18 protein-coding genes are annotated in these 19,356 nt (G+C 65.2%); 9 read left to right on the forward strand and 9 right to left on the reverse strand.

Annotated features, from left to right (window positions below; translation table 11 throughout):
* Window positions 1–62: 62 nt before the first annotated feature.
* From HKX24_RS04810 to HKX24_RS04825, 4 genes are read right to left on the reverse strand one after another with little or no spacing between them, the layout of a single operon-like run.
* Entirely contained in the window at window positions 63–1,295 is a 1,233-nt protein-coding gene (locus HKX24_RS04810; RefSeq protein WP_271693127.1) for a mandelate racemase/muconate lactonizing enzyme family protein, read from the reverse strand.
* Between the two features lie 23 nt (window positions 1,296–1,318).
* Window positions 1,319–2,161, reverse strand: a complete 843-nt coding sequence (locus HKX24_RS04815) for an NAD(P)-dependent oxidoreductase (protein WP_271693128.1) — start codon at window positions 2,159–2,161, stop codon at window positions 1,319–1,321.
* A gap of 12 nt (window positions 2,162–2,173) precedes the next feature.
* Window positions 2,174–2,953, reverse strand: coding sequence for an aldolase/citrate lyase family protein (locus tag HKX24_RS04820; RefSeq protein ID WP_271693129.1), 780 nt, complete (start codon window positions 2,951–2,953; stop codon window positions 2,174–2,176).
* Window positions 2,950–4,152 carry an FAD-binding oxidoreductase gene (locus HKX24_RS04825; RefSeq protein WP_271693130.1) on the reverse strand — a complete coding sequence of 401 codons (1,203 nt, stop codon included), beginning with the start codon at window positions 4,150–4,152 and terminating at the stop codon, window positions 2,950–2,952. The genes HKX24_RS04820 and HKX24_RS04825 overlap by 4 nt, the downstream gene beginning before the upstream one ends.
* 240 nt (window positions 4,153–4,392) lie before the next feature.
* On the opposite strand from HKX24_RS04825, the gene HKX24_RS04830 reads away from it, so the two are divergent.
* The 4 genes from HKX24_RS04830 (at window position 4,393) to msrB (ending at window position 6,920) form a co-directional block, all read left to right on the forward strand.
* On the forward strand, window positions 4,393–4,941 hold the full coding sequence (locus tag HKX24_RS04830) for a sigma-70 family RNA polymerase sigma factor (protein ID WP_271693131.1): 549 nt from the start codon (window positions 4,393–4,395) through the stop codon (window positions 4,939–4,941).
* Complete coding sequence (locus HKX24_RS04835; protein WP_271693132.1) at window positions 4,938–5,630, forward strand: anti-sigma factor; 693 nt, start codon at window positions 4,938–4,940, stop codon at window positions 5,628–5,630. Before HKX24_RS04830 ends, HKX24_RS04835 begins: the two co-directional genes overlap by 4 nt.
* Window positions 5,631–5,801: 171 nt before the next feature.
* Window positions 5,802–6,356: a fasciclin domain-containing protein gene (locus HKX24_RS04840; RefSeq protein WP_067268384.1), complete on the forward strand. Its 555-nt coding sequence runs from the start codon at window positions 5,802–5,804 to the stop codon at window positions 6,354–6,356.
* 81 nt (window positions 6,357–6,437) lie between these two features.
* A complete protein-coding gene (msrB, locus tag HKX24_RS04845; protein WP_271693133.1) occupies window positions 6,438–6,920 on the forward strand; it encodes a peptide-methionine (R)-S-oxide reductase MsrB in 483 nt (160 codons plus the stop codon).
* 54 nt (window positions 6,921–6,974) lie between these two features.
* Here msrB and hrpB read toward each other — a convergent pair whose 3' ends face one another.
* Window positions 6,975–9,398, reverse strand: a complete 2,424-nt coding sequence (gene hrpB, locus HKX24_RS04850; RefSeq protein WP_271693791.1) for an ATP-dependent helicase HrpB — start codon at window positions 9,396–9,398, stop codon at window positions 6,975–6,977.
* A gap of 80 nt (window positions 9,399–9,478) precedes the next feature.
* Between hrpB and meaB the strand changes: the two genes are divergently transcribed.
* Window positions 9,479–10,453, forward strand: coding sequence for a methylmalonyl Co-A mutase-associated GTPase MeaB (gene meaB, locus HKX24_RS04855; protein WP_271693134.1), 975 nt, complete (start codon window positions 9,479–9,481; stop codon window positions 10,451–10,453).
* Here meaB and HKX24_RS04860 read toward each other — a convergent pair.
* The 3 genes from HKX24_RS04860 to HKX24_RS04870 form a co-directional block, all read right to left on the reverse strand.
* Entirely contained in the window at window positions 10,450–10,878 is a 429-nt protein-coding gene (locus tag HKX24_RS04860) for a PACE efflux transporter (protein ID WP_271693136.1), read from the reverse strand. The genes meaB and HKX24_RS04860 overlap by 4 nt on opposite strands.
* Before the next feature lie 106 nt (window positions 10,879–10,984).
* Window positions 10,985–11,929, reverse strand: a complete 945-nt coding sequence (locus tag HKX24_RS04865) for a tyrosine recombinase XerC (protein WP_271693138.1) — start codon at window positions 11,927–11,929, stop codon at window positions 10,985–10,987.
* Window positions 11,926–12,633, reverse strand: a complete 708-nt coding sequence (locus HKX24_RS04870; protein ID WP_271693139.1) for a DUF484 family protein — start codon at window positions 12,631–12,633, stop codon at window positions 11,926–11,928. The genes HKX24_RS04865 and HKX24_RS04870 overlap by 4 nt, the downstream gene beginning before the upstream one ends.
* Before the next feature lie 271 nt (window positions 12,634–12,904).
* Between HKX24_RS04870 and HKX24_RS04875 the strand changes: the two genes are divergently transcribed.
* A complete protein-coding gene (locus HKX24_RS04875) occupies window positions 12,905–13,825 on the forward strand; it encodes a nitrilase-related carbon-nitrogen hydrolase (protein ID WP_271693140.1) in 921 nt (306 codons plus the stop codon).
* Between the two features lie 63 nt (window positions 13,826–13,888).
* Here the strand turns inward: HKX24_RS04875 and fsa are convergent, their stop codons facing one another.
* Window positions 13,889–14,542 (reverse strand): fructose-6-phosphate aldolase, encoded by a 654-nt coding sequence (fsa, locus tag HKX24_RS04880; protein ID WP_067263530.1) that lies wholly within the window; start codon window positions 14,540–14,542, stop codon window positions 13,889–13,891.
* Between the two features lie 122 nt (window positions 14,543–14,664).
* On the opposite strand from fsa, the gene HKX24_RS04885 reads away from it, so the two are divergent.
* From HKX24_RS04885 to HKX24_RS04895, 3 genes are all read left to right on the forward strand, one after another.
* Window positions 14,665–16,854 (forward strand): primosomal protein N', encoded by a 2,190-nt coding sequence (locus tag HKX24_RS04885; RefSeq protein ID WP_271693141.1) that lies wholly within the window; start codon window positions 14,665–14,667, stop codon window positions 16,852–16,854.
* 259 nt (window positions 16,855–17,113) lie between these two features.
* Window positions 17,114–18,346, forward strand: a complete 1,233-nt coding sequence (locus HKX24_RS04890; RefSeq protein ID WP_271693143.1) for an MFS transporter — start codon at window positions 17,114–17,116, stop codon at window positions 18,344–18,346.
* An 82-nt stretch (window positions 18,347–18,428) separates the two neighbouring features.
* Window positions 18,429–19,301 (forward strand): 50S ribosomal protein L11 methyltransferase, encoded by an 873-nt coding sequence (locus tag HKX24_RS04895; protein WP_271688066.1) that lies wholly within the window; start codon window positions 18,429–18,431, stop codon window positions 19,299–19,301.
* Window positions 19,302–19,356: the final 55 nt, after the last annotated feature.

A 19,356-nucleotide genomic window follows, 5' to 3' on the forward strand; every position in this document is an offset into this window, starting at 1 on the left:
GGGGGGGGCGGGCAGGCGATGGCCCGGCGCCTGCGGCTTGAATCCGGGCCGGGTACGCGCGCCTAGTGGCTATCCGCTGGCGCACCGCCCTGAAAATTATTCCCGTTCACATAGTCGCAAGGCTCTTCGCGCATCTCCAGATGCAGCCCGTCGCCGGTATAGGGATGCGCGCGGGCGAGTTCCTCATCAACTTCGATCCCCAGACCGGGCGCTTTGGGGGCGGTGATGAAGCCGTCCTCCACCCGGATCGACCCTTTGATCAATTGGTCATGAAATGGCGTCTCAATACATTCGCACATCAGGATGTTCGGGATCGCGGTGGCAAGCTGCACATTCGCGGCCCATTCCACCGACCCGGCATAGAGATGCGGCGCCACTTGCGCGTTGTACACCTCGGCCATGGTGGCGATCTTCTTGGCCTCCGCGATGCCGCCCACACGGCCAAGGGCCGGTTGCAGGATCTCCGCCGCGCCCGCCCGCAACAGCGGCGCGAACTCGGCCTTGGTGGTCAGCCGCTCGCCCGTGGCCACAGGGACGCGCACGCCGCGCGCGACCTTGGCCATCTGCTCAGGCGCGTCTGGCGGGATCGGCTCTTCGTACCACAGCGGGCTATAGGGTTCGATCGCTTGGCCCAGCCGGATTGCGCCCGCGGTGGTGAATTGCCCGTGAGTGCCAAACAGCAGGTCGGCGCGGTCGCCCACCGCCTCTCGGATGGCCTTGCAGAACGCCGCTGAGGTGCTGATGTCCGACATTGCAGGCATATGCCCGCCGCGCAGCGTATAGGGGCCAGCGGGGTCGAATTTCACCGCCGTATAGCCGCGCGCCACGCAATCCGCCGCCGATTCCGCCGCCATCTCGGGCGAGGTCCAGAAATCCGCCATGCTGTGATGCGGCAGGGGGTAGAGGTAGGTATAGCCGCGCACCCGGTCATTGGTGCGCCCGCCGATCAGCGCATGCACCGGGCGGTCACGGTCCTTGCCCAAGATGTCCCAACAGGCGATCTCAAGCCCCGAAAACGCGCCCATCACGGTCAGGTCTGGCCGCTGGGTGAAGCCTGCGGAATAGGCACGGCGGAACATCAACTCGATATTCTCGGGGTTTTCGCCCTGCATATGACGGGCAAAGACATCTTCGATCACCGCGCGCATCGCGTCGGGCCCGACGCTGGCGGCATAGCATTCGCCCCAGCCGGTTACGCCGGCGTCGGTGGTCACCTTGACCAATATCCAATAGCGCCCGCCCCAGCCGGGGGCGGGCGGGGCCGTCACGATGATATCGAGGTCTTGCAGTTTCATGACGGTCCCTTTCGTTTGGCCGCTTAGGTCTCTTTCTTGTCGTCGACGATGGTCATCTGCGCGATGCCGCTTTCGCCCAGATCGACCTTGGCGAAGGGGCCGCCGTGGCACATCTGGCCGGGGTCGGTGATGTCCACGGGGCCTTCCTCGGCCAGCACTTTTTCGGCGAATTGCTCGGCATTGTCCTTAGGCCGGTAGCCGAGGAAGGAGGCTTTCGAGTTGTCCACCGGGGCGCGGTCGTTGTTCGACACGCCGTAGATCACCGAGAATCCGACCGAGGGCGTGTCCACCGCGCGGGTCACCAGTTGGATCAGGTCGTCATAGCTGAGCCAAGAGCCGAGCGCGCGGGAGTTGTTGACCTGTGCCGCGCTGAGGATGCGCAGATGTACGGATTCAAGTTGGCGTTTGTCCCAATACATGGAGCCGAGGTCTTCGGTGAAGCATTTGGCGAGGCCGTAGAAAGTGTCGGGCTTGTGAGGCGCATCGATGCCGATGAAATCGGCCTTTTTGTGCATCCCCACCGCATGGATCGACGAGGCATAGACGACGCGCCGTGCGCCCGCCTGATAGGCCGCTTCCCATACGTTGTAAGAGCCGACGAAGTTCGGGCCGAGCAGTTCCATAAAGGGTTTTTCGTCCACGATGGCCCCGAAATGCACCACCATGTCGGCGCCCTCCATCAGGGCCGCGACTTGGTCGTATTCCGCCAGATCGGCCTTTTGATAACGCTCACCGTCGTAAAGCTTGCCAATGTCCTCGGCGATGTCGGAGCTGACCAGTTCCTCACACATGCCGGCTAGCGGCTCACGCAGGTAGGAGCCGAGGCGCCCGGCGGCGCCCGTCAGGACCAGTTTCTTAAATTTCATAACATCTTCCTTTCACGTCTCAGAAATCTTGTCGCGCACCTTCGCGCGCAGCGCATCGGCCCCTTGGGCCAAAAGGCCCACATCCGTGCCGCAGGCGACAAAGGTGAAGCCTTCGTTCAGCAGTTGGGCGGCGAAATCGGGGTCGGTGACCAGCGTGCCCACGGGAATGCCCTTGTCCATCAAGAGTTTGGCCGCGGGGCGGATGACCTCCCAGACCTCGGGGTGCAGGGTCTGGCCCAGATGGCCCATGTCGGCGGCGATATCGGCGGGGCCAAAGAAGATGCCGTCGATCCCCTCAACCTCGGCAAAGGCGGCGGCGTTTTCGACGGCGGCGCGGGTTTCAAGCTGGATCAGGATGGCGGTCTGATTCTCGACCTCGGCGTTGTAATCCGCGACCCGGCCAAATTGATTGGCGCGGTTCAGCCCGGCCACCCCCCGGATACCGCGCGGCGGGTAGCGGCAGGCGGCCACGGCGGCGCGGGCCTCATCAGGGGTCTGCACCATGGGAAACAGCAGGCCCGGCGCGCCGAGGTCCATCAGCCGTTTGACCTTGACCGCATCGTTCCAGTCGGGCCGCACCATTGCCGTGGTCTCACTGCCCGAGAACGCCTGTAGCTGCCCGAGGGCTGAGGCCATGTCGCTGGGCGCATGCTCCATATCCAGCATCACCCAGTCATAGCCCGCATGGGCCACCACCTCGGCGGCATAACCGTTGGAGAGGGAGACCCAGAGGCCAAGCTGCTTTTGACCGGCGCGAATGGCCGTGAGGAAGCTGTTCTCGCGCAATTTCATATCACAGCCCTTTCGACGAATTTCTCGGAACGCACGATCCGCGCGTAGTCTAGCGGGGTTAGGTCGAGCGTGCGGTAGCCGCCATGGGTGATCAACTCTGCCGTGCCGCGCCCGATGGCGGGGGCCTGTTGCAAGCCGTGGCCGGAAAAGCCGTTCATGAAGACGAAGTTCGCGACCTTGTCGTGCCGACCCAGAATCGCGTTCTGGTCGACGGTGTTATAGGCGTAGTGGCCGACCCATTCGTTGATCACCTTGACCCGCTCAAAGGCCGGAACGCGGGTAGCGATGATGGGCCAGACCTTCTCTTCCCAGATCGAATGGACGAAGGTGAAATCATCATAGGCCGCGTCATAGTCATCCTCTGGCGGGCAGCCGGCCATGTAATATTTGCCCTCTTGGCGCATATGCACGCCGCTGGGGTCGATGGTCAGCGGCAGGTCCATTTCCAGCGGCTCGGCGGCGTCAAAGATGAAGGTGTAGCGTTTGCGCGGCACCACGGGCAGGGTGATCCCGGCCATCTGCGCCGTCGCCGCCGCGCGAGGGCCAGAGGCATTGACCACCGTCCCGCAGGAGACCGTCGCGCCGGACTTCAGCGTCACCGCATCCACCGCACTGCCCGCGGGGTTCAGCACCATGCCGGTCACCTCGTCATGCACAAAGGTCACGCCGCGGCGCTTGGCCATGCGTTTGAACCAGTCGAACATCGTGCCGCCGTCGAAATAGCCCTCATTCACCGTATTGTGATTGGCAGCGATCACATCGTCGAGCATGTAGAAGGGATAGCGCGCGGCGATCTCATCCTTGGTCATATGCTGGGTATGGGCGCCCATGGAGGTCTGGATGCCCTGCGCCTCGCGCAGGGTCTGGGCAAACTCGGGCGTGTCGGCAAGATAGAGGTAGCCAAAGCTTTGCAGCGCCAGTTCCGGCACCTCGGGATCGTCATGCATGAAGTGGCGGAAGTTTTTGATGAACTCGGCCCCGAATTGCGAAATCTGGATGTTCACGGGGGCGCTGAACTGCTGGCGGATGCAGGAATTCGTATGGCTGGTCGAGGCGAATTCATAGGTTGGATCACGCTCGACCACCAGCACCTCGCCGTCGAACCCCGGCGTGTTGGTCAACCACCAAGCCAAAGCCGAGCCATAGATGGCCCCGCCCACGATCACCACGTCATAGGATGTCTCAAGCGCGTTTTGCATGCACAGTCTCCCTTTGCGCATTCCCCTCTGAATCGTGGGTAGCCTAAGCTTTCAAAGCCTGCAATCTCTGTGAACGGTGGCGCGAATTTTCGTTTTCCCGCGATGGGTTGCGCGACTGCCCAAGGATGGGGCAGGGTGGCATTCGAAAGATGCGCTTCTATTGCATCGTTGACTTTTGCAGCGGCCGTCGCACCATGATCGACGTGTCGCGAAAGACATGACCGCCCGAAGGAGTGGCCCTTGGACAGCGACCGTGAAGAGATTGAACGTCTGATTGCGCAGGTCGCATTGGGGGATCGTGCCGCCTTTGAGGCGCTTTATGATCGGGTGTCGGCGAAACTATTCGGGGTCTGCCTGCGTGTGTTGGATACACGCGCCGCAGCAGAGGATGCCATGCAGGACAGTTTCGTCAAAATCTGGAATAATTCCGACCGCTATCAGGCCAATGGTCTGTCGCCGATGACGTGGCTGATCACCATTGCGCGCAATACCGCGATCGACCGTTTGCGCGCCACCCGTAAGGGCCATCAGGACATCGACACGCCGGGGTTGGAGCTTGCCGCGCCGGGACCGAGCCCCGAACAATCCGCCGTGGCCGCGTCAGAGGCCAAGCGCCTGACCAATTGTCTGGATGATCTCGAAGCGGATCGCGGTGCGGCGGTGCGGGGCGCCTACCTCGACGGCGACAGCTATGCCGATCTGGCGCAACGTTTCAACGTGCCGCTCAATACCATGCGCACTTGGCTGCGCCGCGGTTTGATGGCCCTGCGGGAGTGTATGAGCGTATGAGCGACACCCCCATCACCCCGCCCGAAGACGACGATCTGCTGGCCGCCGAAATGGCCTTGGGCCTTTTGGAAGGCGAAGACCGTGCCGCGGCACGCGCCCGCCTGATGCAAGACCGTGAATTTGCCCGCAGCGTGGCCGATTGGCAGGAGCGTTTCGTGGCGATGACCGACGATATCGCCCCCGTCGCCCCGCCCGCGAAGCTGCGCCGCGCGCTGATGGCGCGGCTTTTCCCCGCGCGGCAGGTACCGCTGTTGCAGCGGCTCTGGCTGTGGCAGGGGGTTTCGGTGGCAGCACTGGCCACTGTGGCCTTCCTTGCCCTGCCGATGCTGCGCGAGCCGCAGATGCGGCCCCCGGCAGAGGTCTATGCCACCCGCATGGCCGCCGAGGACAGCGCGCTGGAATTGCTGGCCGTCATGGATATGTCGCGCGGCGATATCGCGCTGCGCCGTGTCTCGGGCGACGCGCCCGCGGGTCGCGTGTTAGAGCTTTGGGCAATCCTGCCGGACCGCGCGCCGATCTCTTTGGGCGTGCTGCCTGAGGGGGAGGTCAACCGCGTGGCCTTGCCCGCCGATCTGGCGCCCGAGGCGGCGCAGATCACGCTGGCCATCACCGATGAGCCGCCCGGCGGCGCACCCGGCGGTGTCCCCACCGGGGAGGTCATGGCCGCTGGTGCTGTGGCGGAGCTCTAAACCCCGAAACGCCCTGCTTTGACCGAGCAGGGCGTTTCATTTTTCACCCCCCTTACAACGCGTTATAACTTTGTTGCGAATTTTCTGAACCATTCTGAAACTCCTCTCACGTCTGCCCCGTGGGTCCAGTATCGCCGCCCACAACGGGGGGCATTCAAGGGAGGAAACCCAATGAAGACGCTCAAGACATTCGCCGCCGCCACCGCCACTGCCGCTCTGCTGGCCACCGGTGCCATCGCCGCCAATCCCGAAGTGGGCGGCGCGCCCATGTTCGAGAATAAGAACATCGTCGAAAACGCCGTGAACTCCGCCGATCACACCACGCTGGTCGCCGCCGTGAAGGCCGCCGGTCTGGTCGACACGCTGGCCTCCGAAGGGCCGTTCACCGTTTTCGCCCCGGTCAACTCCGCCTTTGACGCGCTGCCTGCGGGCACTGTCGAGACCCTGCTCAAGCCCGAGAACAAGGACATGCTGACCAAAGTGCTGACCGCCCATGTGGTGGCCGGTAAATGGTCCGCCGCCGACATCGCCGCCAAGGCCCGCGCCTCCAGCGATGGGTTCTACCACTTCAACGCCGTCTCCGGCGATGCGCTGTCGGCGCAGGTGAAGGGCCGCAACGTCTATATCATCGACGAAAGCGGCAATGCCTCGCGCGTGACTATCGCAGATGTGAACCAGTCCAACGGGGTGATCCACGTTGTAAACAGCGTGCTGGTGCCCAAGTAATAGGCAACCTGCATGATGTGGCCGGGCCAGTACCCCCATGCTGGCCCGCCGCCATCCCATCCGAACGCGAGGAGTAACACCATGAACAGACGTCATTTTCTGACATCGACCTTTCTGGGCGCCACCGCCATCGGGTTGGGCGCGCGCGGGGCATCGGCGGCCTATGTCGAGGGCGACTTCGAGGTTACCCGCAGCGAGGCCGAGTGGCGCGCGATGCTGAGCGATCTGGAATATGCGGTCATGCGCGAAGGCGACACGGAGCGCGCCTTTACCAGCCCGCTGAACGACGAGAAACGCCCCGGCACCTTCATCTGCAAGGGCTGTGATCAGCCGCTTTATGATGCGGCGACCAAGTTCAAAAGCGGCACCGGCTGGCCGAGCTTTTATCAGCCGCTCGACAATGCGGTCGAGACCATGGCCGACAACAGTTTCTTCATGCGCCGGACCGAGGTGCATTGCGACCGCTGCGGCAGCCATCTGGGCCATATCTTTGATGACGGGCCAGAGCCCACGGGCAAGCGGCATTGCATCAACGGCGTCTCGTTGAAGTTCGTCGCGGCTTAACAGGTACGTCTCACCCGAACGGATCGCGCGCCGCTTTCGGCGCGCGTTGTCTTGTCAGGTGCCGCGCGGTTTGGCGCGCAGGGTCGGGTCCGCCACCGTGGGGTCGTCGGGCCACGGGTGACGCGGATACCGCCCGCGCATGTCCTTTCGCACATCGGCATAGGAGCTTGCCCAAAAGCCGGGGATATCCATCGTGACCTGCACCGGGCGCTGTGCAGGCGACAGCAGGGTGACCTGCAATGGCTGACCGCCCACCGTCGGGTGCCGTGTTACGCCGAACATCTCTTGCAAACGCAGCGCGATGCCGGGGGTCTCTCCGCTGTAGTCGATGGCCACGCGCCGCCCGAGCGGGGTTTCAAAATGGGCAGGGGCCGAGCGGTCCAACTCTTGTTGCTGCTCCCAACTCAGCCGGGCTTTGAGCGCCGGGGTGATGTCGAACCCTTTCCAATCGGCGCTGCTGCGCACGCCCGTGAGATGCGGCAGCAGCCAGTCTTCCAGCGTCTCCATCAGATGCGCTTCGGTGAAATCGGGGAAGGGCGCGGGCATCAGCCGGGCGCGGGCCAGAAACAGCGCCGCCGTCTTGCCGGGGTTCAGCCCCAATTGCCGCACCCCGTCCAGCATCGCGACTGCCACTGCATCGGCGGGCGCATCGGGCCATGTGCGGTCCTCTAGAACCAGCGCGCCAAAGACCTCTTGCTTGCGGGTCAGCACACGCCCCTCACGGCGCGACCATAGGCAGACATCCTGCCAGCGGATTTGATCGGCGAAGGTAGCGCGCAGCTCGGCGTCCGAGATCAGCGCCGCCTGCCGGATGCGCGCCTCGCGCGGGTCGCCGTCGAGGTCCGTGGCCACCAAGAGCCGCGCGCCCGCCATCGGGTCGGCCTCTGGCAGCACCGCGCCCTTGCCGCCCGAGAGCACATAACGCGGTGCCTCGCCCTTGCGGCGCAGCCCGACGCGGTCGGGGTAGGCGAGGGCCGCCAGCACGCCCAAGGAGTCCGGCCCGTCGCCCTTCGCGCCGCGTGCAAGGCGTTTCGCCTCGGCCTTGATGCGCGCTAGCGTGGGCGCATGGGGCGGCGTGGCAGTGCGTTTGCCGGCCAGCGCGTCCATCCGCTGCGCAAGGTCGACGGGTGCGCCGCGCATCGGGTCACGCTCGGCCAGAAGGGCCGCCAGAATCGGCGCGCGAGGGCCGCCGCGGGCCACCATATGCGCCAATCGTGGGTGCAGGGGGAGTTTTGCCAAGGTGCGGCCATGTTCGGTGATGCGCCCCGCAGCGTCCAGCGCGCCCAGCATCTGGAGCACCGATTGCGCCTCGGCCAGACGGCCTGCGTGGGGCGGGGTGACGAAGCTCAGATCGCTCGCCTGCGCGCCCCAGAGCGCCAGTTCCAAGGCGAAACCGGTGAGGTCGCCAGCCTCGATCTCGGCCGGGGGAAAGGCCGCCAGCGCCCCTTCTTCGCCCCGGGTCCAGAGCTTGTAGGCCACCCCGGTATCAAGCCGCCCGGCCCGGCCCGCGCGCTGCGTCGCCTCGGCGCGGGTCACCCGCTCGGTCACCAGCCGGGACATGCCCGAGGCGGGATCGAAGAGCGCGCGCCGCGCGCGGCCCGCGTCGACGACAATGCGGATGCCTTCGATGGTCAGGGAGGTCTCGGCGATGGAGGTCGCCAGCACGACCTTGCGGCCCGAGGGCGCGGGCGCGATGGCGGCCTGCTGCGCCTTGAAATCAAGCGCGCCAAAAAGCGGGGCGAGGGTGCAATCTGCTGGCAGGGCGGGGCGCAAAAGCGCCTCGACCCGGCGAATCTCCCCCTCGCCGGGCAGGAAGACCAGCGCGGAGCCGGGCGATTCCGAAAGCGCCTTCAGCGTGAGGTCAGCCACGGCGTTCTCTAGCCGTTGTTTGCCCATGGGCTTGTCGAGCCAGCGCGGTTCAACCTCGAAACTGCGCCCCTCGGAGGTCACGATCGGCGCCTCCATCAGCGCGGCCACCGGGGCGGCGTCGAGCGTGGCGGACATGGCCACCAGCATCAGGTCGTCGCGCAGCGCGCCCGCGACTTCGAGCGCCAGCGCGAGGCCAAGATCGGCGTTGAGCGAGCGTTCGTGAAATTCGTCGAAGATCACCGCGCCGACGCCCGGCAGGTCGGGGTTGTCCTGCAACATGCGGGTCAGAATACCCTCGGTGACTACTTCGATGCGCGTGGCCTTGGACACCGCCGAGGCGCCGCGTACGCGAAAACCCACGGTCTGGCCGGTCTCCTCGCCGAGGCTTTGGGCCATGCGCGCAGCGGCAGCGCGGGCGGCAAGGCGGCGCGGCTCCAGCATCAGGATGCGGCCTTGGGTCAGCCCGGCCTCCAGCATCGCCAGCGGCACCCGCGTCGTCTTGCCCGCGCCGGGGGGCGCTTGCAGCACGACGCGGCCCGTGTTGCGCAGGGCGGCGATCACATCCGGCAGAACGGCGTCGATGGGCAGGGCGAAATCAGCGTTGGACATGGCGCGGTTATCGGGCAAAGCCGTCGCCGCGCCAAGGGTGGGGATGGACAATTCCACGCCGCCCCCGCAAAAGTTGCCCCATGGATATCGAGACATTGGCCGAAGGCATCATAGCAGGAGAGCGCCGCGCATTGGCACGGGCGATCACCTTGGTGGAATCGGGCCGCGCCGATCACCGCGCGGCGGCGGCGGAGCTGTTGGCGAAGCTGCCCACCGACCGGCAGGCGCTGCGCATCGGGCTTTCGGGCACGCCCGGTGTGGGCAAATCCACCTTCATCGAAAGCTTCGGCATGATGCTGACCGGGCAGGGCAAACGCGTGGCGGTGCTTGCGGTGGACCCCAGTTCGGCGCGCACCGGCGGCTCGATCCTCGGCGACAAGACGCGGATGGACCGGCTGAGCCGCGACCCCAATGCCTTCATCCGCCCTTCGCCCAGCCAGACCCACCTGGGCGGCGTCGCGCGCCGCTCGCGCGAGGCGGTGCGGCTCTGCGAGGCGGCGGGCTTTGACGTGGTGCTGATCGAGACCGTGGGCGTGGGCCAGTCGGAGACTGTCGTGGCCGAGATGTCGGATGCCTTCGTGCTGCTTCTGGCCCCCGCTGGCGGGGACGAGTTGCAGGGCGTGAAACGCGGCATCATGGAGATTGCCGACCTTATCGTCATCAACAAGGCCGACGGCGATCTGAAATCCACCGCCGCGCGCACCCGCGCTGACTATGCCGGTGCCCTGCGCCTGTTGCGCAAGCGCCCGCAAGACCCCGAGGGCTTTCCGCGTGCCACCGCCGTCTCTGCGCTGGAAGAAAACGGGCTAGAGGAGACTTGGGCCGCCTTGCAGGAACTGACCGACTGGCGCCGCGAAAACGGGTTCTGGGACCGCACCCGCGCCGCACAGGCGCGCTATTGGTTTGAGCAGGACGTGAAGCAGCGGCTTTTGGCGCAGCTTGAGACCCCGCAGGCCAAGGACGATCTGACGCGGCTCAGCGATGCCGTGGCCGATGGGGCGCGTGATCCGGCGGAAGCGGCGGCGGAATTCGTTCGCCGCCTCAGGGCAGATTAAGACGCGTTTGCGGGTTCCGAGACGGGGAAGAGCACGTCGTAGATCCAGTTAAACACGAAGGCGTAGATCAGGTAAAACACCGCCAGGGACACGTCGATCAAGAAGGCTTCGCGCAGAGAAATCTCTAGATACCACGCGATGAAGGGCAAGAGCACGAAGAGCAGCCCGATCTCGAAACTCACGGCATGAAGCACGCGGATCGGCACCGTCTTTTTCACCGTGCCGCGCAACCGGCGCAGGGCGTGGTCGAAGCCGAGGTTGTAGAGATAGTTCCACCCCGTCGCGATGCTGGCGCTGACCACGGCGACGACGCCGATATGGCCGATGGGCTTGTCAAAGAGCCAAGCACTGGCGGGGGTGACGATCAGCAGGGCGATGATCTCAAAACTAAGGGCGTGGCGGATGCGGTCTGCGGTGCTGCGCATGGGGTGGTCCCGGTATTGGTCGGGTCGTCCCGAGTGGCTGCCCAAATGGGGGAGGTCGTCCTCGCTTGGGGCCAATATGGCGATTGACGCGCGGGGTGCAAGGGGCTCAGCGGCCCGCCTTGGGATGGGCGTTGTTATAGACCTCCATCAGCCGCGCGGTATCGACGGCGGTATAGGCCTGCGTGGTCGAGAGGGAGGCATGGCCCAGAAGCTCCTGAATGGCGCGCAGATCACCGCCCGCGTCGAGCAGATGGGTGGCAAAGCTGTGGCGCATGGCGTGGGGCGTGGCGCTGGCGGGCAGGCCCAGTTGCATCCGCGCATCGGCCATCACCTGCGCCACGGCGCGCGCGCCCAAACCACCGCCGCGGATGGCGCGGAACAGCGGGGCCTGCGCCTCACGCGGGTGCGGGCAGAGGGCGCGGTAGTCTGCGACCGCGGCGCGGGCGGCGGGCAAGACCGGCACGACCCGTTCCTTCCCGCCTTTGCCAAGGATGCGCAGGCTGGCGGGCAGGGGCGCATCGCCGCCTTTCAGCGCCAGCGCTTCGGAAATCCGCAGTCCGCAGCCCCAGAGCAGGGTCAGCACCGCCACGTCACGCGCCGCGACCCATGGCGCGCGGGCTTGGGTCTCGACACAGTCGATCAGCGCGCGGGCGGCGTCTTCGGCCAGCGGGCGGGGCAGTTTCTTGGTGAACTTGGGCGACCGGGCGAGGAGGACCGCAGTGGGCTCGAACCCCTCCCGCTCGGCCAGCCAGCGGTAAAAGGCTTTCACCGCCGAGAGTTTGCGCGCGACAGAGCGTGACCCCGCCCCGCCGCTGCGGGTGCTGGCCATCCATGCGCGCATATCGCTGATGGTGATTTTCGCCAACGCCCCCAGACCTTGGGTGTCGCCCTTATGCAGCGTCATGAAGGTAAGAAATTCGGTCACATCGCCCCGGTAGGCGATGATCGTATTTTCGGCCGCATCCTTGAGCGCGCTTTGGTGTTCCAACCACGTCTGAAGCGCGTCCCGCGCGGCGGGGCTGATCAGCAGCGGATTTGCCTTCTCGCTCAAGACAGCCAGCGGCGCATGGATCGCTCCAGCACGCCGGTAAAGAAGGTGAGCAGATCGGTGCCCTGTTGCGGGCCGAACATATGCGGGTCTTCGGCGCCCATGACCAACAGGCCGGGCAGCCGACCGGGGCCGAAATCAAGCTTGAGACAGGCTTCCGAGCGGATCCACCCCGCCTTGCTGCCATAAAGCGCTTCGGACCCATCTTGCAGCGCGCGCAGGGTCACCTGCCGCACCATGCCGCCGCGCCCTTGGCTCAGGTAGTCGTCGATGAACCCCGGTTCGGCCACGCTGAGCACATCGCCCAAGCGCTGCACCGCCGGGTCATTGTCGTTCTGAGTAGATTCCAACACCAGCCGCACCGCATCGACGCGCAGGATATCGGCCACTTCGCCGCCGAGGTTGCGCAGGAAGGTCTCGAACTCCACCGGGTCGAGCATGCGCAGGATGGCACGGTGGATCTGGTTGGTCCCGGCGAGGTTCTCATAGGCCGCCGCGATCACGCTGCGGTGGGTGTCCTCCAGCCGGTCAAGACGGGTTTCCAGCCGCTCCATCGCGATGCCGCGCAGATCGACGATATTGCCGCCCATGGCCTTTTCATTGGCCGCGATCAGCGCCTGCATCACGTCGCTGTCGTCAAGAATGACGTCAGGCGCTGAGATGATCGCCTCCCGCAGGGCGTCGTCGATTTTGGGGCTGCTGCTCATGGGCGTCTCTTTTTGATTTGCGGTGTCATAGCATGCTGGGGCGTCAAGATCTGCCCCCAATTGGTCACGGGTGCTGCCGCCTGCGATCTTTGTTGCCGCATTGCGTCAAGCCGGGATGTAGAACGAAGCCCGGCGGAACAAAAGCGGCGCAGACGTGTTAGCCCCGGTCGACGCGCGGATTTCAGCCGTAGGGCCGCGCGTAGCTGATCGAAGCCTGCCGCATATCCCCGGATGCGGTGGAACAGGTCTTTGCCGGGAGAGGAAATCTTACATGGAACATGTCTCTGTCGATCTTTGGGCCGCCAACCTTCAGGTCGCGCCGGACTCGCTGCAAAGCTGGCTCGCCAGTGTCGAGACGCGGTTGCAGCAGGCCGCCGCGCGCGAGGCGCAGCTTTTGGTGATGCCCGAGTTCTGCTGCGCGCAGTGGCTGAGTTTCGCCCCCGCCGACTTACCTGCGGAAGAGCAGCTTGGCTGGCTCGCGCAGACCGCCACGCTGGCGCTCGACCCGATGCGGCGCATGGTTGAGCAAGCCGGCGTGGCCCTGCTGCCCGGCACCTTTCCCGTGGCCTTCCCTTCGGTCGATGCACCCGAAGGTTACCTTAATCAAGCGTGGTTTCTAACCCCCGATGGCGGGCTGCAAGTGCAGAACAAGCTGAGCCTGACCCCGCTTGAGGCGAATGGCGCCAGCGGCGTGACCATCGCGGGCACGGGGATCAACCTGTTCGAGTGGAACGGTTTGCGCTGTGTCATCGCGATCTGTCTTGATGCGGAATATACCGCGCTCTGGTCAAAACTGGGGGAGCTGAACCTCGATCTGGTGATCATTCCCGCCAAGACCGATATGATCACCGGCTATAACCGTGTGTTCAGCTGTGCGCGGGCGCGGGCGATCGAATTGCAAACCGCCGTCTGCTGTGTCGGCGCCGTCGGCGCGCCGCTGACCCCATGGCAAGAGGATACCGGCGTGGGCGGGGCGAGCGTCTATCTGCCCTGCGATGTGTCGGTGGCATTGGACGGGATGCATGCGGCCCTGCCGCCCCAGACGGCGGCGCAGGGCATGGATCTGGTCTTGCAAGCCCCGGCGATCCCCGTGGGGCAATGCCGCCGCATCCGCGCAGGCGCGGCCGAGGCCGAGGTGCGTCCGGGCCTGTGGTCGGGCGATCACCTGACGGTCGAAGGGAGTGCGGCCTAAGGCAAAGAAAAACCCCCTCCGCCACGGGCGGAAGGGGTTTGATGTTCGCGCGTTAAGGCCGGATCAGAGGATGTTCTGACCGGTCTTTTTCCAATCGGCCATGAACTGCTCCAGCCCCTTGTCGGTCAGCGGATGCGCGGCCAGTTTCTTGATCACCTCTGGCGGCGCGGTCATCACGTCGGCACCGATGCGTGCGGCGTCCAGAATGTGGTTCACGCTGCGGATGGAGGCGGCGAGGATCTGCGTCTCGAAACCGTAGTTGTCATAGATGGTGCGGATGTCTTGGATCAGGTCCATGCCATCGAGGTTGATGTCGTCGAGACGCCCGATGAAGGGCGAGATGAAAGTCGCGCCCGCCTTGGCCGCGATCAGCGCTTGGTTCGCCGAGAAGCAGAGTGTTACGTTGATCATGTGACCTTCGCCCGACAGAACCTTACAGGCTTTCAGCCCGTCCCATGTCAGCGGCAGTTTGATGGTGATGTTGTCGGCGATCTCGGCCAGTTTGCGGCCCTCGGCGATCATCGCGTCGGCTTCCAGCGCCACGACTTCGGCGGAGACGGGGCCATCGACGAGGTCACAAATCTCTTTGGTGACTTCAAGGATGTTGCGGCCCGATTTCAGGATCAGGGAGGGGTTGGTGGTCACGCCGTCAACCATGCCAAGGTCGTTGAGTTCGGCGATGGCGTCGATCTCGGCTGTATCTACGAAGAATTTCATGGGCTTTCCTTCCGGGTTGGAATGTGATCGCTATCGGGTCAATTCGTTGCCTTGGCTTTACCGCATGATCTGCGATGCTTAAAGCCTCAATTCCCCCAAGCGACACGGAGCATGCAGCAGGTATGGCTGAATTCTACCACCATGGTGAGTTGTTGTCGGTGATGACCACCCAGCCTTTGGGCCGCGCGCTGGATTATCGCGCGCCCGAGGGCGGTTGCCATGCAGGGGCCTTTGTCGAGGTGCCGCTGGGGCCGCGCAAGGTGATGGGTGTGGTCTGGGGGCCGGGGGCTGGGGATTACGACATCAACAAGGTGCGCCATGTGATCCGGGTGCTCGACGCGCCGCCGATGCGCGAGGAGATGCGCGAGTTTCTGCTACGGTCCGCAGCCTATACGCTGACCCCGCTGCCCGCCATGCTGCGGTTGGCAACCCGTGCGCCGGGGCTGGGCGATCCGCCCTCGATGCGCAAAATCTACCGGGCCGGTGAGGGCGTGCCGTCGCGCATGACCGATGCGCGCCAGCGGGTCATGGCGGTGCTGGAGGAATATGGCGATCTGGCTTTCACGCTGAAGGAGCTTTCTGAGATGGCCGGGGTGACGTCCTCGGTCGTGAAAGGGCTGGTCGACCAAGGCGCCGTGCGCGAGGAGGAAAGCCCCCGCGACCTGCCGTTCCGCCCGCTCGATCCCTCGCTGCCGGGCAAGGCGCTGACCGAGGATCAGGCCAAGGCGGCGGCAGTGCTGCGCGAGGGGATCAAGTCCGAGACCTACGGCACCACGCTTTTGCGCGGGGTCACCGGTTCGGGCAAGACGGAGGTCTATCTCGAAGCCGTGGCGGCGGCGGTGCAGGCCGGGCGGCAGGCGCTGGTGCTGCTGCCCGAGATCGCGCTCACCGAACAGTTTTTGGAGCGTGTCGAAGAGCGTTTCGGCGCCAAGCCCGCCGAATGGCACTCGGGCGTGACCATGACGGAGCGGCGCCGCATCTGGCGCATGGTGGGGCAGGGCAATGCGCAACTGGTGATCGGCGCACGTTCGGCGCTGTTCCTGCCGTTCCAGAACCTCGGGCTGATCGTCGTGGATGAGGAACATGACACCTCCTACAAGCAGGAAGACGGCGTGCTCTACAACGCGCGGGACATGGCGGTGCTGCGGGCCTCAATCTGCGGCGCGCAGGTGGTGCTCGCAAGCGCCACGCCGAGCCTCGAGACATGGGCCAATGCCGAGGCCGGGAAGTACCGGCGGCTGGAGTTGACCTCGCGTTTCGGCCCGGCGGTGATGCCGCAGATGGGCGCGATCGACATGCGGCAGGCGGGGCTGCCGGGGGATAAATGGATTTCGGGCGAGATGAAGCGCGAGGTCGACGCGCGGCTGGCGCGCGGCGAACAGGCGATGCTCTTCATCAACCGCCGCGGCTATGCGCCGGTCACGCTTTGCCGTGCCTGTGGCGAGCAGATCGGCTGCGACCAATGCGATGCGCGGATGGTTGAACACCGGTTCCTGAAACGCCTCGTCTGCCATCAATGCGGTGAGAGCAAGCCGATGCCCGAGGCCTGCCCCTCTTGCGAGGTCGAGGGCAAGCTCGCGCCCGTGGGGCCGGGGGTGGAGCGTCTGGGCGAAGAAGCGGCAGCGCTCTGGCCCGAGGCGCGGATCGCGACGCTGAGTTCTGACATGTACGGCTCGGCCCGCGCGCTCAAGGCCGAGATCGCAGGCATCGCCGAGGGGGCGGCGGATATCATCATCGGCACGCAGCTGGTGGCCAAGGGGCATAACTTTCCCAAGCTGACGCTGGTGGGGGTGATCGACGCCGATCTCGGGCTCACCGGGTCGGACCTGCGCGCAGCGGAGCGGACGTTCCAACTGATGCGGCAGGTGGCGGGGCGTGCGGGCCGGGCCGAGGCGCCGGGCGCGGCGCTGTTGCAGACCTATCAGCCCGAGCACCCGGTGATCCGGGCGATCTTGGCGGGTGAGGAGGAGGCCTTCTGGGCCGCCGAGGCCGGGGAACGGCGGCAAGCCGGGGTGCCGCCCTATGGGCGCATGGCGGGGATCATCCTGAGCGGCAGCGATGCGGCGGCGGTCTTCGATCTGGGCAACCATCTGGCGCGGCATGATGCGCCTTTGCGTGCCGTGGGGGCGCAGGTCTTCGGCCCGGCGCCCGCGCCGATCGCGCGGGTGCGTGGGCGGCATCGGGTGCGGTTGTTGGTGAAGGCGGATAAAGGCGTGGCGTTGCAGGAGGCGCTGGGCCGCTGGGTCGGCGGGCTGCGGCTCAAGGGGGACTTGCGGCTGGCGGTGGATATCGATCCGCAGAGTTTTTATTGAGGCTGGCTGGCAGGGCATCTGCATCGAACAAAACAGCCCGGAATCAAGGCCGAAGGCCGCCGGGCAGCGCCAGACCGGCCCATGGTCTGGCGCTTTTGCTATCGGAGTGGCGGCTTGCGCATGTTTCATATGAGTTGCTGCCATAAAGTGCCCACCTGAAAGTTCGTGTGCGCCAGCCCCCGGTCTGGCACTGCCCGGCTCCTGAGCCGGATCGTCCTTTTCTCTCGCCATCCCCGGGCCTTGGGCGTAATGAATTGCCATGACCCGTTTTATCACCCTCGAAGAGGCCAAGCGCCTGCCGTTCTGGCGCCGTCCCGTGGCCCTGCTGTTCCTCATGGCGCTGGCCATGCCGATTGCCTTCAATACATGGTCGGCGCTGCTCAATAACTTCGTCATCGAGGTCGCGGATTTCGACGGGTCCGACATCGGGCTGCTGCATACGGTGCGCGAGATCCCGGGCTTCTTCGCCATCGGTGTCATCGCCATCCTGCTCTTCATGCGCGAACAGGTGCTGGGGCTGGTCTCGCTCGCGCTTCTGGGCGCGGCCACGGCGGTCACGGCCTATTTCCCCTCCATGGGCGGTATCCTGACGATCACCATGCTCAGCTCCATCGGCTTTCACTACTACGAGACGGTGAACCAGTCGCTGCAACTACAATGGCTGAAGATCGAGGACGCCCCGCGGATGATCGGCTGGCTCATGGCCGCGGGCTCGCTGGCCACGTTGGTGGCCTATCTGGCGATCATGGCGCTGTGGGAGACGCTGAGCCTGAGCTACAGCATCGTCTATATGATCGGTGGCGGTGTCACCGTCGCTATCGCGATCACCGCCATGCTGGCCTATCCGCAGTTCGAGGCGCCCACGGTGCAGAACAAGAAAATGGTGCTGCGCCGCCGCTACTGGCTTTATTACGCGCTGCAATTCATGTCCGGCGCGCGGCGGCAGATCTTCGTGGTCTTCGCGGGCTTCATGATGGTCGAGCGCTTCGGCTTTGAGGTGCATGAGATCACCATGTTGTACCTCATCAACCTTGTCGCCAATATGCTCTTTGCCCCGCTGATGGGCCGCGCGGTGGGCCATTTCGGCGAACGCCGGACCTTGGCGGTGGAATACATCGGACTGATCTTGGTCTTTCTGGCCTATGGCGGGGTCTATTACCTCGGCTGGGGCGTGGTGATCGCGGCGGCGCTCTATGTCATTGACCACATGTTCTTTGCCCTCGCATTGGCGCTGAAGACCTACTTCCAGAAGATCGCCGATCCGGCGGATATCGCGCCCACGGCGGCGGTGGCTTTCACCATCAACCATATCGCCGCGGTCTTCCTGCCGGTACTCTTGGGGCTTCTGTGGCTGGCCTCTCCGGCGGCAGTGTTCTTCCTTGCGGCAGGGATGGCGGCGGTGTCTTTGATGTTATCGCTGCTGATCCCGCGCCACCCCGCGCCGGGGCATGAGACGATCTTTCAACCTGTCGTGGCGCAGGCCGCCGAGTAACGGGCAAAACCCGGCATGGCTTGACCCGGCGCGCGCGTGGCCCTAGGCGAAACGCAACCGCACCGCAGCAAAGGACCGCGCCATGCCCACTTTCACCGCCCTGACCACCCTTGAAGGCCGCGACCCCGCCTATGCTCTGGGCGAGGCGATGGAGCGGCTGACCCCTGAGCCCACCGGCGTGGGTGTTTTCGAGGTCGAGGACGGCTCGGGCCTGTGGGAAGTCGGCGGCTACTTCGAAGAAGCGCCCGATACCGCAGCACTTGCCGTGCTGGCCAAGGCCATGGGCGCCAAGGAATTCACCGTCTCCGAACTGCCCGAGACCGACTGGGTCGCCCATGTCCGGCGCGAATTGGCGCCGGTGGAGGCGGGCCGCTTCTTCGTCTACGGCAGCCATGACGCGGACAAGGTGCCCGAAGACTGCGAGCCGCTGCTGATCGAGGCCGCCATGGCCTTCGGCACCGGGCATCACGGCACCACCTTGGGCTGTCTCAAGGCGCTGGACCGGCTGGCGAACGAGGGGTTCCACGGCCGCAACGTCGCCGACATCGGCTGCGGCACCGCGGTGCTGGCCATGGCCGCCGCGCGCATCTGGCCGGAAACCGTGCTGGCCAGCGACATCGACGAGGTCGCGGTCGAAGTGGCGCAGGCCAATGTCGATGCCAACGGGCTAACGGGCCGCGTGACCTGCGTGGAAGCGGCGGGCTTCGACCACCCCGCGCTGGCCGAAGCCGCGCCTTTCGATCTGGTCTTTGCCAATATCCTCAAAGGACCGCTGGTGGCGCTGGCCCCCGACATGGCGGCGGCGCTCCAACCCGGCGGCTATGCGATTCTCTCCGGCCTGCTGAACGAACAGGCGGAAGAGGTGATCGAGGTTTATGCACGATCTGGCATCAATCTGACCCACCGCGAGAGCATTGGTGACTGGACGACACTGACGCTTCAAACGAAAGTATAATTCACGCCTCATTTTCGTTGCATTCGAGCCTTTTGCCGCTTTGTTGCCACATTTG

Source organism: Sulfitobacter sp. M85 (assembly GCF_029285915.1).
Taxonomy (GTDB): domain Bacteria; phylum Pseudomonadota; class Alphaproteobacteria; order Rhodobacterales; family Rhodobacteraceae; genus Sulfitobacter; species Sulfitobacter faviae.